The sequence below is a fragment of the Mesorhizobium sp. M1252 genome (assembly GCF_040318265.1).
In the GTDB taxonomy this organism is placed as follows: Bacteria; Pseudomonadota; Alphaproteobacteria; order Rhizobiales; family Rhizobiaceae; genus Mesorhizobium.
On the sequence record NZ_JAMYLX010000009.1, the window covers coordinates 61,795 to 75,727 of the forward strand.

General features: G+C 62.5%; 19 protein-coding genes. 8 read left to right on the top strand and 11 right to left on the bottom strand.

All coding sequences use genetic code 11. The features are described from left to right. Positions 1–38: 38 nt before the first annotated feature. Positions 39–227, top strand: a complete 189-nt coding sequence (locus NKH22_RS18975) for a DUF3008 family protein (protein WP_023684876.1) — start codon at positions 39–41, stop codon at positions 225–227. 83 nt (positions 228–310) lie between these two features. Here NKH22_RS18975 and NKH22_RS18980 read toward each other — a convergent pair whose 3' ends face one another. Further along, a complete protein-coding gene (locus tag NKH22_RS18980; RefSeq protein WP_023690200.1) occupies positions 311–511 on the bottom strand; it encodes a hypothetical protein in 201 nt (66 codons plus the stop codon). Between the two features lie 386 nt (positions 512–897). Between NKH22_RS18980 and rpsD the strand changes: the two genes are divergently transcribed. The 4 genes from rpsD (at position 898) to NKH22_RS19000 (ending at position 3,820) form a co-directional block, all read left to right on the top strand. After that, positions 898–1,515 (top strand): 30S ribosomal protein S4, encoded by a 618-nt coding sequence (gene rpsD / locus NKH22_RS18985; protein ID WP_023669107.1) that lies wholly within the window; start codon positions 898–900, stop codon positions 1,513–1,515. Between the two features lie 107 nt (positions 1,516–1,622). After that, on the top strand, positions 1,623–2,510 hold the full coding sequence (gene ttcA, locus NKH22_RS18990) for a tRNA 2-thiocytidine(32) synthetase TtcA (protein ID WP_023669106.1): 888 nt from the start codon (positions 1,623–1,625) through the stop codon (positions 2,508–2,510). After that, positions 2,500–3,327, top strand: coding sequence for an inositol monophosphatase family protein (locus NKH22_RS18995; protein ID WP_352910498.1), 828 nt, complete (start codon positions 2,500–2,502; stop codon positions 3,325–3,327). Before ttcA ends, NKH22_RS18995 begins: the two co-directional genes overlap by 11 nt. Before the next feature lie 85 nt (positions 3,328–3,412). After that, complete coding sequence (locus NKH22_RS19000; protein ID WP_502908581.1) at positions 3,413–3,820, top strand: UCP034077 family protein; 408 nt, start codon at positions 3,413–3,415, stop codon at positions 3,818–3,820. Positions 3,821–3,877: 57 nt separating this feature from the next. Here NKH22_RS19000 and NKH22_RS19005 read toward each other — a convergent pair whose 3' ends face one another. Both NKH22_RS19005 and grxD read right to left on the bottom strand, forming a co-directional pair. Further along, positions 3,878–5,146 (bottom strand): multidrug effflux MFS transporter, encoded by a 1,269-nt coding sequence (locus NKH22_RS19005; protein WP_023697568.1) that lies wholly within the window; start codon positions 5,144–5,146, stop codon positions 3,878–3,880. Positions 5,147–5,263: 117 nt separating this feature from the next. Next, positions 5,264–5,599, bottom strand: a complete 336-nt coding sequence (gene grxD / locus NKH22_RS19010) for a Grx4 family monothiol glutaredoxin (RefSeq protein ID WP_023669102.1) — start codon at positions 5,597–5,599, stop codon at positions 5,264–5,266. Positions 5,600–5,759: 160 nt separating this feature from the next. On the opposite strand from grxD, the gene NKH22_RS19015 reads away from it, so the two are divergent. Next, positions 5,760–6,593 (top strand): phosphodiester glycosidase family protein, encoded by an 834-nt coding sequence (locus NKH22_RS19015; protein WP_352910505.1) that lies wholly within the window; start codon positions 5,760–5,762, stop codon positions 6,591–6,593. Positions 6,594–6,605: 12 nt separating this feature from the next. Here the strand turns inward: NKH22_RS19015 and NKH22_RS19020 are convergent, their stop codons facing one another. The 3 genes from NKH22_RS19020 to purL form a co-directional block, all read right to left on the bottom strand. Then, positions 6,606–6,839, bottom strand: a complete 234-nt coding sequence (locus tag NKH22_RS19020; RefSeq protein WP_010909092.1) for a BolA/IbaG family iron-sulfur metabolism protein — start codon at positions 6,837–6,839, stop codon at positions 6,606–6,608. Between the two features lie 100 nt (positions 6,840–6,939). Next, the gene (locus NKH22_RS19025; RefSeq protein WP_352910507.1) at positions 6,940–7,464 is read right to left on the bottom strand and encodes a hypothetical protein; all 525 of its coding nucleotides are present in this window, start codon (positions 7,462–7,464) and stop codon (positions 6,940–6,942) included. Further along, a complete protein-coding gene (purL, locus tag NKH22_RS19030) occupies positions 7,461–9,692 on the bottom strand; it encodes a phosphoribosylformylglycinamidine synthase subunit PurL (RefSeq protein WP_023825114.1) in 2,232 nt (743 codons plus the stop codon). Before purL ends, NKH22_RS19025 begins: the two co-directional genes overlap by 4 nt. Before the next feature lie 188 nt (positions 9,693–9,880). On the opposite strand from purL, the gene NKH22_RS19035 reads away from it, so the two are divergent. Further along, positions 9,881–10,045, top strand: a complete 165-nt coding sequence (locus NKH22_RS19035) for a hypothetical protein (protein WP_023669098.1) — start codon at positions 9,881–9,883, stop codon at positions 10,043–10,045. Between the two features lie 42 nt (positions 10,046–10,087). Here NKH22_RS19035 and NKH22_RS19040 read toward each other — a convergent pair whose 3' ends face one another. After that, positions 10,088–11,497, bottom strand: coding sequence for an aminotransferase-like domain-containing protein (locus NKH22_RS19040; protein ID WP_352910509.1), 1,410 nt, complete (start codon positions 11,495–11,497; stop codon positions 10,088–10,090). A 93-nt stretch (positions 11,498–11,590) separates the two neighbouring features. Between NKH22_RS19040 and NKH22_RS19045 the strand changes: the two genes are divergently transcribed. Further along, entirely contained in the window at positions 11,591–11,836 is a 246-nt protein-coding gene (locus NKH22_RS19045) for a DUF1127 domain-containing protein (protein ID WP_023700852.1), read from the top strand. A 12-nt stretch (positions 11,837–11,848) separates the two neighbouring features. On the opposite strand, the gene NKH22_RS19050 is transcribed toward NKH22_RS19045, so the two are convergent. From NKH22_RS19050 to purS, 4 genes are read right to left on the bottom strand one after another with little or no spacing between them, the layout of a single operon-like run. Then, entirely contained in the window at positions 11,849–12,493 is a 645-nt protein-coding gene (locus tag NKH22_RS19050; protein WP_352910511.1) for a Pr6Pr family membrane protein, read from the bottom strand. A 5-nt stretch (positions 12,494–12,498) separates the two neighbouring features. Continuing rightward, complete coding sequence (locus NKH22_RS19055) at positions 12,499–12,909, bottom strand: hypothetical protein (RefSeq protein ID WP_352910514.1); 411 nt, start codon at positions 12,907–12,909, stop codon at positions 12,499–12,501. 41 nt (positions 12,910–12,950) lie between these two features. Next, complete coding sequence (gene purQ / locus NKH22_RS19060; protein WP_352910516.1) at positions 12,951–13,619, bottom strand: phosphoribosylformylglycinamidine synthase subunit PurQ; 669 nt, start codon at positions 13,617–13,619, stop codon at positions 12,951–12,953. Position 13,620: 1 nt separating this feature from the next. Then, a complete protein-coding gene (gene purS, locus NKH22_RS19065; protein WP_023669092.1) occupies positions 13,621–13,863 on the bottom strand; it encodes a phosphoribosylformylglycinamidine synthase subunit PurS in 243 nt (80 codons plus the stop codon). Between the last annotated feature and the right edge of the window lie 70 nt (positions 13,864–13,933).

Here is a 13,933-nt window from a genome sequence, read left to right on the forward strand (position 1 = left end):
GCAACGTTTCTTCCTCTGTCAGCAAAGGAGGTGCCGATATGCCTGCAACCTCAAAAGCACAGCAAAAGGCCGCTGGCGCAGCCCTGTCGGCCAAGCGCGGCGAGACCAGGAAGAGCGAACTTCAAGGCGCGTCGAAGTCGATGTACAATTCGATGAGCGAAAAACAGCTCGAGGAATTCGCAGAGACCAAGCGCAAAGGCCTGCCGGAGAAGAAATCGGCAGACTGAAACCTTGAACCGAGTCGATAAACAAAGCCCGTGGCCGAAACCACGGGCTTCTTCGGTTCAGGCCAAGCCCGAAACCCCTGACGTCACCAGCAGCGCTTCACCTTGTAGCGGATGACCTTCTTGTGGCCATGCCGCCAGATGACCTTCTTCTTCACCACGACATGGCAGGTCTGACGATGCTTGTGGCCCTGCCAATGCTTGGCCATCGCTGGCTCGGGCACGGCGATCGACATCGTCCCGGCCAGGACGGCTGCACCGACCAACGAGAGGAAAAACTTTTTCATGCGACTTCGGGCTCCTTTGGCTCCAGTCCCTTCCTAAATGCCGTCGGCGCAACAACCTCCCGCCGCATCCGGCACGGCACTCAACGCCAAAGACGTGATATGGTTGCCGGGCCCAGCGCCAGCGACGCGCTTGACTCTGCTCAAATCTCCGTTTAACGAGCGCACCAACACCGGGCCGCAATGCCCGGTTGTTTCTTTTGCATGGCAAGCCCGGGAAAGCAGGTTTATCGTTTCCTGGGTTTTGTCTAGACTGACGTGTCCCGTGGGTTTTCCGCCGCGTTGCGTGGGAAAACCCTGTCAGGCCTCGAAAACGGAGGCCAGAGGAGGGCGCGTTTCCTTCACCCGGACCATGAGGCTCCGGGTGGTTTGTTTTGAAAGGGAATGCGATGAGCAAGCGCGAATCCGCGAAGTACAAGATCGACCGCCGTCTCGGCGAAAACATCTGGGGCCGCCCGAAGTCCCCGGTCAACAAGCGTGAATACGGCCCCGGCCAGCACGGCCAGCGCCGCAAGGGCAAGCTTTCCGATTTCGGCCTGCAGCTGCGCGCCAAGCAGAAGCTGAAGGGTCACTATGGTGATGTCTCCGAAAAGCAGTTCCGCAAAGTCTATGAAGAGGCTGATCGCCGCAAGGGCGACACCTCCGAGAACCTGATCGGCCTGCTCGAGTCGCGTCTCGACGCGGTCGTCTACCGCTCCAAGTTCGTGCCCACCATTTTCGCGGCTCGCCAGTTCGTCAACCACGGCCACGTCAACGTCAACGGCAAGCGCGTCAACATCGGCTCGTACCGTTGCAAGCCGGGCGATGTCGTCGAAGTGCGCGAAAAGTCGAAGCAGCTGGTCATCGTGCTGGAAGCGGTCGGCCTCGCCGAGCGCGACGTGCCGGACTATATCGAAGTCGATCACAACAAGATGGTCGCGACCTTCTCGCGCATCCCCGGCCTGGCCGATGTTCCGTTCGCCGTGCAGATGGAGCCGAACCTGGTCGTCGAATTCTATTCGCGCTAAGCGATCGCTTTTCTGCGATACTGGAAAGGGCCGCCCGTCGAGGCGGCCTTTTCTTTGTCGGCCATGTCCGCTAATCCGGCACTCTCGGCTATGGAAAGCGACAAGCCATGAACATGCTGGCAGACATCGAAACAGTTGAACCGATTGCTGAAGGCGGCTTCCATCCGCTGTTTGCCGACGTGCCGTCTTCCGTCGAGTTCAACAAACTGCGTAAGCGGCTGTTGCGGTTAACCCGTCAGGCGGTCGAGGATTTCGCCATGGCGAGGCCCGGCGACCGCTGGCTGGTGGCCTTGTCCGGCGGCAAGGATTCCTACGGGCTGCTGGCCGTGCTGCTCGATCTCAAATGGCGCGGGCTGCTGCCGGTCGAGCTGCTGGCCTGCAATCTCGACCAGGGCCAGCCGAATTTTCCGAAGCACATTTTGCCCGACTACCTCGATGCGCATGGCATTGCCCATCGCATCGAGTATCAGGACACCTATTCGGTGGTCACCGACAAGCTGCCTCAGGGCAGCACCTATTGTTCGCTGTGCTCGCGGCTGCGGCGCGGCCATCTCTATCGCATCGCGCGCGAGGAGGGCTGTTCGGCGCTGGTGCTCGGCCACCACCGCGAGGACATTCTCGAAACCTTCTTCATGAATCTGTTCCATGGCGGCCGCCTTGCCGCCATGCCGCCAAAGCTGCTCAACGACGACGGCGACGTCATGGTGCTGCGGCCGCTGAGCTACTGCGCCGAGGTCGATCTGGAAAAATTCGCCGCCGCTATGAAATTCCCGATCATTCCCTGCGATCTCTGCGGCAGCCAGGAAGGCCTGCAGCGCAACGCCATGAAGGCGATGCTGGACGATATGGAAAAGCGCATGCCGGGCCGCAAGGATACGATGCTGCGCGCGCTGTCCAACACCAGGCCGTCGCATCTGCTCGACAGAAAGCTGTTCGACTTTGCCGCCCTCAATGGCAGCCTCAGCACAGGACAAGACATTTCCGATGATATTTGACGACCAAGCGATCGACTGGCTGGCCGAGCTTCTCGCCGATGCAGCCAGGGCCGAAATCATGCCACGCTTTCGCCGGCTGGGCGAGGGCGACATCAGACAGAAGACCTCGGCTGCCGACCTGGTGACCGAGGCCGACATCAACGCCGAGCGGCTGATCACGGCCAGGCTGCGCCAGCGCTATCCCACGGCGATGATCGTCGGCGAGGAAGCCTGTTCCGACAATCCGGCGCTGCTTCAGGGGCTCGGTGATGCCGACCTCGCCTTCGTCGTCGACCCGGTCGACGGCACCTTCAACTTCGCCTCCGGCGTGCCGCTGTTCGGCGTCATGCTGAGCGTCGTCGTCAAGGGCGAAACCGTCGCCGGTATCATCCATGACCCCGTAGGCCGGGACTGGCTGATCGGCGCCAAGGGCGCCGGCAGCCATATCCGCCATGCGCATGGCGCGCTGGAGACGGTGCATGTCGCCGATGCCGTGCCGATCTCGCAGATGACCGGCTCCGTCTCCTGGCAATATCTGGCGGAACCGCAACGCTCGCTCCGGGCGCGCAACCAGACCAAGACCCTGTCGCAGTTCGGCTATCGCTGCGCGGCACATGAATACCGTCTTCTGGCCAGCGGCCATGCCCATTTCGTCGTCTACAACAAACTGATGCCGTGGGACCATCTGGTCGGTGTGCTGATCCACGCCGAGGCCGGCGGCTACACCGCGCGGATCGACGGCAGCGCCTATCTGCCCTCGCATATCGACGGCGGCATTCTTGTCGCCCCGGACAAGGAAAGCTGGCAGGAGTTGCGCAGGGAACTCTGGGCGCAATAATCGGTCCAACTGCTGGTAGAGGCTTTCGTCAAGTATATTGGCTCTGTTATAGTGTCCAATCTCTCGCGAAGTCGGAAGCCGCGAAATGAAACATCGGTCCGCAATTGTTGCAACGGCACTTGCACTTGCCCTGGTCGCCGGCGTCACCTCGGCACGATCGCAGGAGCGCGCGTGTCGAAGCCTCGATCCCGTCGACAGCATAGACGAGATGTTCGACGCGATCTTTGCCTGTTGGCAACCGCCGCCTGGAAGTGCTGGCCTGAGCCTGACGCTGAGCTTCTCAATTCGTAAAAACGGCACGCTGATGGGCAAGCCGCGCGCCACCTTTTCGCATATGGGAGACGATGCCGCGCTCAACCGGATCTTCGTGACGTCCGTGCTCGAAGCGCTCGACAAGGCTCTGCCGATGCCGCTGTCGGACAGCATGGGTGGCGCCATCGCAGGGCGCCCGCTGTTCCCTCGTTTCACGGCAGTGATTGGCGGCGCATCCTGAAACGCGTCGCATAAAGGTGGATGCGGTTTTGAGACCAACAATCTCAAGGCGCGTCGCTCAATGCAGGTCGGTGACGTGCCCTGAAATGGGTGGGTTGTGCGGCTGGAACATCTTGCCGCGCTCGGCGATCAGGATCATCAGCAGGGCCGCAACCGAGACGCTGCAGAACCCTGCGGCCAGCGGTGTCACCGTGCCGTTGAAGGCCTGGCCGATCAGCGTGCCGAGGATGCCGCCGAGAAAAGTCTGCATGAAGCCCAGGATGGACGACGCGGTGCCCGCCAGTTGGCCGAGCGGCTCCATCGCGAGCGCGTTGAAATTGGCGCCGAGCGCGCCGAACGGGAGCATCGCACTGGCGAAGAAGGTGATGAACAGCCAGAGTGGCATCTTCATTTGAAGCGAAACGGTGAGCCAGGCAAGGCTGATCACCAGGAACAACAGCAGTGCGCTCTGCGACAGGCGGCGCATGCCGATGCGGCCGACCAGGCGCGAGTTGAGGTAGTTCGAAAAAGCGAGAACGCCGGCGACACCCGCGAAGATGACAGGAAACAATTCGCCGACATGAAAAATGTCGACATAGATCTGCTGTGCGGAGGCGATGAAGCCGAACATGGCGGCGAAAATGAAGGTGCTGGCAAAGGCGTAGCAAAGCGCCATGCGGTTGGTGAGCACGATGCGGAAACCACCGACGACGGATGAGACTGTCAGCGGCCGGCGGTACTCCGGATGCAGCGTCTCCGGCAGCCGCAGCAGCGACCACGCCGACACGATCAGCGCCCCGACGGCCATGGTGACGAAGATCCAGTGCCATGTTGCGAACAGCATGATGACCTGGCCGATCCCAGGCGCGATCACCGGGATGGCCATGAACACCATGAAGATCAGAGACATCACCTCGGCCATGCGCCGACCGTCGAACGTGTCGCGCACGATCGAGACGGCGATGACGCGGGTCGCCGCCGCACCGATGCCTTGCACCAGCCGGCACAGCAGCAGGACGGCGAATGACGGGGCGATGGCGGCAGCTGCCGCCGCCACGACATAAATCGCCAGCCCGGCAACGAGCGGCGCGCGGCGCCCGAACCGGTCCGAGATCGGTCCGAAGAAAAGCTGTCCGCCACCGAAGCCCAATATATAGGCGGTGATCACATACTGGCGGTGGTTTTCATTCTCAACGCCAAGCGTGGCGCCGATTTGCTGCAGTGCCGGCAGCATGATGTCGATGGCCAGCGAGTTCAACGCCATCAGTGCCGCGCACAGCGCGATGAATTCCCAGCGCGGAATAGGCAATTTGCGTGCCTGTTGCGGCGCTTTTGCTGGCTGGTCCACGGCGGGTCCGATCTTCAAAACGATATGCGCCGGCATGCCGGCGCATAAGTTCGTCCTCACTCCGATAGGGGGAGGTAACATTTTGCCGGGGCGGGGCTGCCCCGTCTCAACTCAGAATCAGGCTGTCGCTTTGACGCTGACGCCCTTGTCGACGAGCAACGTCTGCAGCTCGCCCGCCTGGAACATTTCGCGGATGATGTCGCAGCCGCCGACGAATTCGCCCTTGACGTAAAGCTGCGGGATCGTCGGCCAGTTCGAATATTCCTTGATGCCTTGGCGCAGTTCGGCCGAGGTCAGCACGTCGACGCCCTTGTAGTCGGCGCCGATGTAATCGAGGATCTGGACGACCTGGCCGGAAAAGCCGCACTGCGGAAAACCGGGCGTGCCCTTCATGAAAAGGACGACGTCGTTGCCCTTCACTTCGCTGTCGATGTAGTCGTTGATGCCGCTCATGAGATATCCTTTCACGCCTGTGGGAGTCAGGCTCGAAGCATAGCCATCAAATAAACCCATAGATGGGCCGAAACAAGATGTTTGCGCCGCCGTCGCGGAAATGGCGCAAAGGATCGCCTGTCTTGGGCCAAGCATCCCTGCCGATTGCAGCCTCCGGGACATGATGAAAAGACGATATGGCGCCGCCCTTCCGATCGCCATCCTGCTGGCCGCGATTGCCGTTGTCTGGTGGCCGAGACGCCCGGAGCCGCCGCCGCTGGTCATTGGCGGTGACCTGCCCGCGCCTTGCCGGAATGTCGCCTTCGAGGCGGTGACCTATGTCGTCTGCGAGACCGATCTTCGCGCCGACAGCATCGGTGTTTTCCACGCCGGCGCCGATGGCAAGCCTTTTGGTTCGCTCGAAGCCTTCGACAAGGCGGTTGCGGGCGAGGGGAGGCCGGTGCTGCTCGCCGTGAATGGCGGCATGTATCACGAGGATTTGTCGCCGGTCGGCCTGCTGGTCGAGAACGGCAGCGAGAAGTCGCCGCTCAACCTTGCCGACGGCGAAGGCAATTTCTTCCTGAAACCGAACGGCGTCTTTCTGGTCGGCAATGACGGCAAGGCGGCTGTCATGGAAAGCAACGCCTATGCGGTTACCAAACGCGATGTTGCCTTCGCCACGCAGTCCGGCCCGATGCTGGTGATCGATGGCAAGATTCACCCACGCTTCGAGCCGAACGGAACCTCGCGCTACATCCGCAACGGCGTCGGCGTGCGCGATGAAAACACCGTTTTGCTGGCGATCTCGCGGTCTGAGGTCAGTTTCGGCAGCTTTGCGCGGCTGTTTCGCGACGCGCTACAATGCCGCAACGCGCTGTTCCTCGACGGCGCGGTCTCCGCGCTGTCGGATGGGAAAAGAATGATCGTCGGCGGAAAATACCCGGCGGGCCCGATCATCTCAGTGTCGGCGAAGCCGATCACGTCAGTGTCGGCGAAGCAGCCGAAGAAACAGTAGGCCAGTCTGGCTTCAGTCCGGCACACTGGTCTGCAACGCCAGCGCGTGCAGCACGCCGCCCATATTGCCCTTCAGCGCATCATAGACCATTTGGTGCTGCTGGACGCGGCTCTTTCCGCGGAAGCTCTCGGCCACCACTTCGGCTGCATAGTGATCGCCGTCGCCGGCGAGGTCGCGGATCGTCACCTTGGCGTCCGGAATGCCGTCCTTGATCAGTTTTTCGATGTCGTGGGCATCCATTGCCATGGCAAAATCCTGTTCTGGGCGGCTAGGCACGAAGTGACTCGGACGGCAGCCTAAAGCCTTTCTGGTCCGGGTTGAAGCCGTTCTGTCGGCGACGCAGTGTCTAAGGGCCATCCTGCGGCGGGTGCACCACACCATCTTCGGTGATGTCGTCGCGGGTCGAGAACCCCCGGCCAAGGCTGAACACCAGGACATAGAGCGGGATGTTGAGCGCCAGGTTGATGATCGGGAGATAGCTGGTCATCTGCCACAGGGGCGAAAAGAATGGTTGGCCATTGCCGTCGCAGATCAGCGATGAGCCGTATTCCCACAGCGCGCCGGTAATGACCGCAATGGCAAAGAGCTTGATGCAGGTGGCGACATGCCTTGCGCGCGCCGGGTTCGGCAAAAGGCGGCTCCACAGCACCAGGCAGACGATGGGGATCGCATAGATCAGACTTTGCAAGGCCAGCATCTGCAGTGTGCCATTGGCCGCCTCAAGGAACTGGTCACGCCTTTCCAGCAGCGGACAGACCTCGCTCGAGGTCGTCGACAGCAGGAAAAAGACGAACGGCCCGAGGAACCAGAAGAAGAACAGCGACGGCCAGAAGACGACTGCGATCAGCGTCCGGGCTGCCAGGCTGGTCAACTGGACTTGTCCATGAAGTTCGGGAACCAGCCTTCGTGGGCGGCGGTCAATTCGCTGACCGGGATCGCCCTGGCATCGCCGAGCTTCAGTTCGTTTCCACCGGTCGAGCCGATCCATGGCGCAAAGATGCCGAGCTTGCTCTGTTCCTCGCGGATGGCGTCCCATTCCTTGCTCTGCGGATCGACGGACAGCGTCAGCAGGTAGCGGCCCTGGTCTTCGCCGAACCAGACCGGGATCGGGTCGGTGCCGGCGAGCCCCGGAATGGTGGCGCCGATGCCGGACGCCATCGCCATTTCGGCCAGGGCTATCGCCAAGCCGCCATCGGAAAGGTCATGGGCCGCGGTCACGACGCCCGACGCGATCAGCGCGCGGACATGGTCGCCGACGCGCTTTTCGTGCGCGAGGTCGACGGATGGCGGCGGCCCGTCGGTACGGCCATGGATGTCCCTGAAATAGGCGGACTGGCCGAGATGGCTGCCCCAGCTTGCGGGTGCGCCGACCAGCAGGATCATCTGGCCCTCGGCGGCAAAGCCGATACGGGTCATCTTCGACCAGTCGGCAATCAGTCCGACGCCGCCGATGGTCGGCGTCGGCAGGATGCCCTGGCCGTTGGTTTCATTGTAGAGCGAGACATTGCCCGACACGATCGGGAAGCCGAGCGCGCGGCAGGCATCGCCAATCCCTTTCACCGCGCCGACCAGTTGGCCCATGATCTCAGGCCGTTCCGGATTGCCGAAATTGAGGTTGTCCGTCGCCGCCAGCGGCAGCGCGCCGGTGGCGGTAAGGTTGCGCCAGCATTCGGCCACCGCCTGCTTGCCGCCTTCATACGGGTCGGCCTCGCAATAGCGCGGCGTCACGTCGGAGGAGAAGGCGAGCGCCTTGGTCGGATGGCCTTCTACGCGCACCACGCCGGCGTCGCCGCCCGGAAGCTGCAGCGAATTGCCCTGGATCAGCGTGTCGTATTGCTCCCATACCCATCGCCGCGACGACAGGTCCGGCCCGCCGAGCAGTTTCAGCAGCGCGTCGGCGACATCGGCCTTCGGCGCATCGCCGGCGGCAAGCGCCGCAGGTTTCTTCGGCTCGACCCAGGGGCGGTCATATTCCGGCGCCTTGTCGCCAAGGTCCTTGATCGGCAGGTTGGCAACTTCGTCACCCTGGTGAATGACGCGGAAGCGCAGATCGTCGGTGGTCTTGCCGACAATGGCGAAGTCGAGGCCCCATTTGTGGAAGATCGCCTCGGCTTCCTTTTCCTTCTCGGGGCGCAGCACCATCAGCATGCGCTCCTGACTCTCCGACAGCATCATCTCATAGGCGCTCATGCGCTCTTCGCGCACCGGCACCTGGTCGAGGTGAAGCTCGATGCCGAGGTCGCCCTTGGCGCCCATCTCGACCGCCGAACAGGTGAGGCCGGCCGCCCCCATGTCCTGGATGGCGATAACGGCGCCAGACGCCATCAGCTCAAGACAGGCTTCGAGCAGGCATTTTTCGGTGAAGGGATCGCCGACCTGCACGGTCGGGCGCTTCTCGTCGATCTTGTCGTCGAACTCGGCCGAGGCCATCGTGGCGCCGCCGACGCCGTCGCGGCCGGTCTTGGCGCCGAGATAGACGACGGGCAGGCCGACGCCCTTGGCTTCCGACAGGAAGATCGCATCGGTCTTGGCGAGGCCCGCGGCAAAGGCGTTGACCAGGATGTTGCCATTGTAGCGGGCGTCGAAATTGACCTCGCCGCCGACCGTCGGCACGCCGAACGCATTGCCGTAGCCGCCGACGCCGGAAACCACGCCGCTGACCAGGTGCCTGGTCTTGGGATGGTCCGGTGCGCCGAAGCGCAAAGCGTTCATCGCCGCAATCGGCCGCGCGCCCATGGTGAAGACATCGCGCAATATGCCGCCGACGCCGGTCGCCGCACCCTGGTAGGGCTCGATGTAGGAGGGATGGTTGTGGCTCTCCATCTTGAAGACGACGCAGTCGCCATCGCCGATATCGACCACACCGGCATTCTCGCCCGGACCCTGGATGACCTGAGGCCCGGTGGTCGGTAGCGTGCGCAGCCATTTCTTCGAGGATTTGTAGGAGCAGTGCTCATTCCACATCGCCGAGAAGATGCCGAGTTCGGTAAAGCTCGGTTCGCGCCCGACCAGGTCGAGGATGCGCTGGTATTCGTCGGGCTTCAGCCCATGCGCGGCGATGAGTTCCGGGGTGATCGGCACGGAATTGGAAATGGTCATGGGCGGCGATTGATGTCCATGGGAGAGGGGAATTTGAGACCCCTCATATCGCAAGCTTTGGCGTGATACACCCCATTGGATGACGAAAAACGCCGGAAAACCACAGGGCGACGATGGTAGCGGGGCGCCGTTGGGGAACGCTATGGCATCCCGGCCGTTAGGCCTCAAAGCAATCAGGAGATTTCGACATGGCCACCAAGCAAGGCAAGAAAGACAATCGCCTCTCCGACAAGGAGGCCATGCATATTGCCGAGACCACCGACGTTTCGCCCAAGCAGGCCAAGGACCTGGCCGAGAAGCACGGCAAGGACAAGGGCGCGAAGGAAGCCAAAAACTTCAAGGCAGAGGGCTGAACCTGAGATCGGTACGCAGGGGCACGGTTTAGCCCCAACGATTCAGGACGAACTGTCGTAGCCGGCGCGGCCTTCCTCCAGCAGCCGCCGGATCACCGCGACGCCGCCGGTGATGTCCTCGCGCCGCCTTGGCTGCGAGACGCCGAAACGCACGCCGTGAAAAACCTGCTCGGAACGCCCCGCCTTGAACTCGTCCTCGTCGTCGAGGAGCACGCCATTTTCGAGGCATGCGCTCCTGAACGTGCCGGACAGCCAGGGATCGGGCAGCGTCAGCCAGACGAAGGGCACGCTGCCGTGTGACTTGAAGGCGAAACCGGCCAGTGTCTCGCGCACGATGGCGATCCGGGTGGCAATTTCGGCAATGCTGCGTTTGCGGATATCGCCAGCCTGCCCTGACAGCACCAGCCGCGCATTCACCTCCGCCAGCAGGAACGGCATCCCGCCGGTCATCATCTTGTGGGCGACGCGGATGCGATGGCGATAGGCGGGCGGGCAGGAGAGCCAGCCGCCGCGAACACCTGCCGCGACCGATTTCGACAGACCGCCGGCGACAATGGTGCGCTCGGGTGCATATTCGGCGATGAGCGGCGTCGGATCTTCGGTCAGGCCGCCATAGAGATCGTCCTCGATGACGATGACATTGTACGCGCGCGCGACACGAGCGATCGCCTCACGGCGCGAAACCGACAGGATCGCCAGCGTCGGGTTCTGCACCGTCGGCATCAGGAAGATCATCTTCGGGTGCTTTTGCGCGCAGACGCGTTCGAAATCCTCGGGATCGAGGCCTTCTTCGTCCGATGCCACCAGTGCTATGCGCCGCCCGATCAGCCCGGCGCTGCGGGCGATCTGCGAATAGGTGAGGTGCTCGAAGGCGACATAATCGCCCGGTGTGGTCAGTGCCGCAATCGCCGCCATCACCGCGGCATGTGTGCCAAGCGTGGGAACGATGGTGTCGGCCGCCGGACGGAACGAATTGCGCGACAGCCAGCGGGCGCCGGCCTCGAACCAGCGCTCCGGAAAATCCCTGGTGTAGCTCGAAATCTCGTGCGGGTGATCCTGCACCGTGCGCGAGAGCATGTCAGCGACAATGGCGCCCTGGCCGATGTCGGGCGCGGCAGTGCTGTCGAAACGCAGCTTGCCGGGCGGCGCATCGACATAGCGCGTGCCTTGCACGGCAGGCTCGGCGAATTCGGGTGACGCTTCCGATTGCTGCGCCAGCACATAGGTCCCGCGACCGACTTCGCCGCTCACTAGGCCGCGCTCGCGCAGCAGCTGATAGGCTCGGCCGATCGTGCCGACCGTCGTGCCGATATCATAGGCGAGATCGCGCTGCGGCGGCAATTTTGCCCCGGCATCGATGACGCCCTTGTCGATGTCCGACTCGATGCTGTCGGCAAGGCGCTGGTAAAGCGGGCCGGAACCGATGGTGAGGTCAGGGAGCCAATTTGTCATGGTGACAATTCTGTATATTGCACCAGATCGGGTGTCAATGCATATCAGAACCGTACCAAGATGGGTACAATTTGCAAGGTTGGCAGAAAGACAATGGATACAATCGAGACAATTCGCTGCGCGGGCATTGAATTGGTCGGGCCGCGCCCGTCCAGCCGGCGAGGCTTTGTCGGCCGGATCGTGCATGTGGTCAGATCGCTGGCGCGATGGATCGACGTGCTGATCGAGCGCCGTCGCGGCCGCCTGGCTTTGCTCGAAATGACCGACGAGCAGCTCAGGGACATCGGTGTGTCGCGTGACGACGCTCACCGCGAAGGCATCAGGCGATTCTGGGACTAACTTGTAGTCTGGTCAGCGGCGTGTGCCCGGAGCCCTGAGGCGTGAGACGCCCTTATCGGCAAGCACGGCGAGGATGCACAGCACCAGGAAAACACCGGTGACGGCCAGCGCCGCAAGGGCGACGTTGGCCGCGCCGTTTTTCGCAACGTCGAGGAACGGGTAGGGCACTTCGCCTGCGATCGGTGCGCGCGCCAGCGCATAGGCGAGATAGGCGATCGGATAGGCCATCCACCACGAAATGTCGCTCCAGCGTGTCCTGCCGTCAGCGCCTGCAACAAGCCACCACAGCACGAACAGCACCGGCGTCACATAGTGCAGCAGCACGTCACAGAGCAGGAACAGCCCCTGCGGCTGCCAGAGCTGCGCCAGAACTGTCGCGTAGACGATGAAGACCAGGGCGATGGAAGCCGCCACGCCCGCCTGCATCCGCGGCCCGGCAAAGGCCGGCAGCCAGGCGTAGCCCGAAGGCGACAGCAGCGAGACATGGACCAGCACTGCACCGATGTTGGTCAGGATGGTGAAGAAGCTGAACAGAAAGACGATGGAGCCGAGAAAACTGCGGCCGGCTTCCATCGATGCCGGGATGGTGATGCACGCTTGCAGGACAAGCCCGGTCAGACCGATGATCAATCCCGCAATCTGCAGGAAGCGGCCCACTGGCGTCAGGCGGCCGCGTTACACGACGGATTGCCCGTTTGCCAGCGCGCAATGTCGGATCCGATGCGCGCGCCGAGCGGATCGTCCATCAGCGGACCGAACACGTCGACGCGGCTGGAATTGCCTTGCGACTGGACGACCAGCAGCGGCTTGCCGCCATAATGCTTGGCCGGCACCAGCAGGAAGCGGGGCGTGCCGCTGAACGAATTCAGCTCATTGGCCATCTGATAGGATTTGAAGGCGGGATCCTTGCTGGCGATCCAGCATTTGTGGGCCGATATCGCTACCTGTTCCATGGCCAGCAGCGAAGCGCTCTTGCTCGTGGGGACCGGCGCGCTCTTCGGGCTGGACTGGCAGGACGCCAACGCCAAGCCGGCAGCAGCCAGGGGACCTAGGCGAACAATCATCAGTCTCATGGTCAACCGCCCCCGCGTTTTGAAAGGAATTCGAAGAGATATCAGGCGGCGATGCCGAGCGCGCCTTCGAACAGCGCCCGGCCGTCACTGCCGCCATGCGCGGCCTCGATCAGGTTTTCCGGATGCGGCATCAGGCCGAGCACATTGCCCTTCTCGCTGATGATGCCGGCAATGTCGTTGATCGAGCCATTGGGATTGGTGCCTTCGGCATAGCGGAACACAACCTGTCCTTCGCCCTCGAGGCGCGCAAGCGTGTCGGCATCGGCGAAATAATTGCCGTCATGATGCGCAACCGGCGTGCGGATGATTTGGCCCGGCTGATAGCGGCGGGTGAACATGGTGTTGGCGTTGGCGATCTGCAGCTTCACCTCACGGCAAACGAATTTCAGCGAAGCATTGCGCATCAGCGCGCCGGGCAGCAGGCCGGCCTCGACCAGAATCTGGAACCCGTTGCAGACGCCAATGACCATGACGCCCTTGGCGGCCTTTTCAGCGACTGCCCGCATCACCGGCATCCGCGCGGCAATCGCGCCGCAGCGCAGATAATCGCCGAAGGAGAAGCCGCCGGGAATGGCGATCAGGTCGACATCGGGGATTTCGGTGTCGGTCTGCCAGACGGTCGCCGGCGCCTGCCCGGAGACATTGGTCAGCGCCGCAATCATGTCGCGGTCGCGGTTGAGGCCGGGGAGAAGAACGACAGCTGATTTCATATCAAGCGATCTCCACCGCGTAATTCTCGATCACCGTGTTCGCCAGCAGCTTGTCGCACATGGCTTTCAGATCGGCTTCAGCCTTGGCCTTGTCGGTCTCCGAGAGCTCGAGGTCGAAGACCTTGCCCTGCCGCACCTGGCCGACGCCGCCGAACCCCAGTCCGGACAGAGCGTGCTCTATGGCTTTTCCCTGCGGGTCGAGCACGCCGTTCTTGAGGGTGACGGTGATGCGGGCCTTGATCATGCTGGACAGGTTCCTGTTCGAAGACTTAGCAATTCCAGGAAAAGTCTGAAGCGGTTTTTCGTCCGGAATT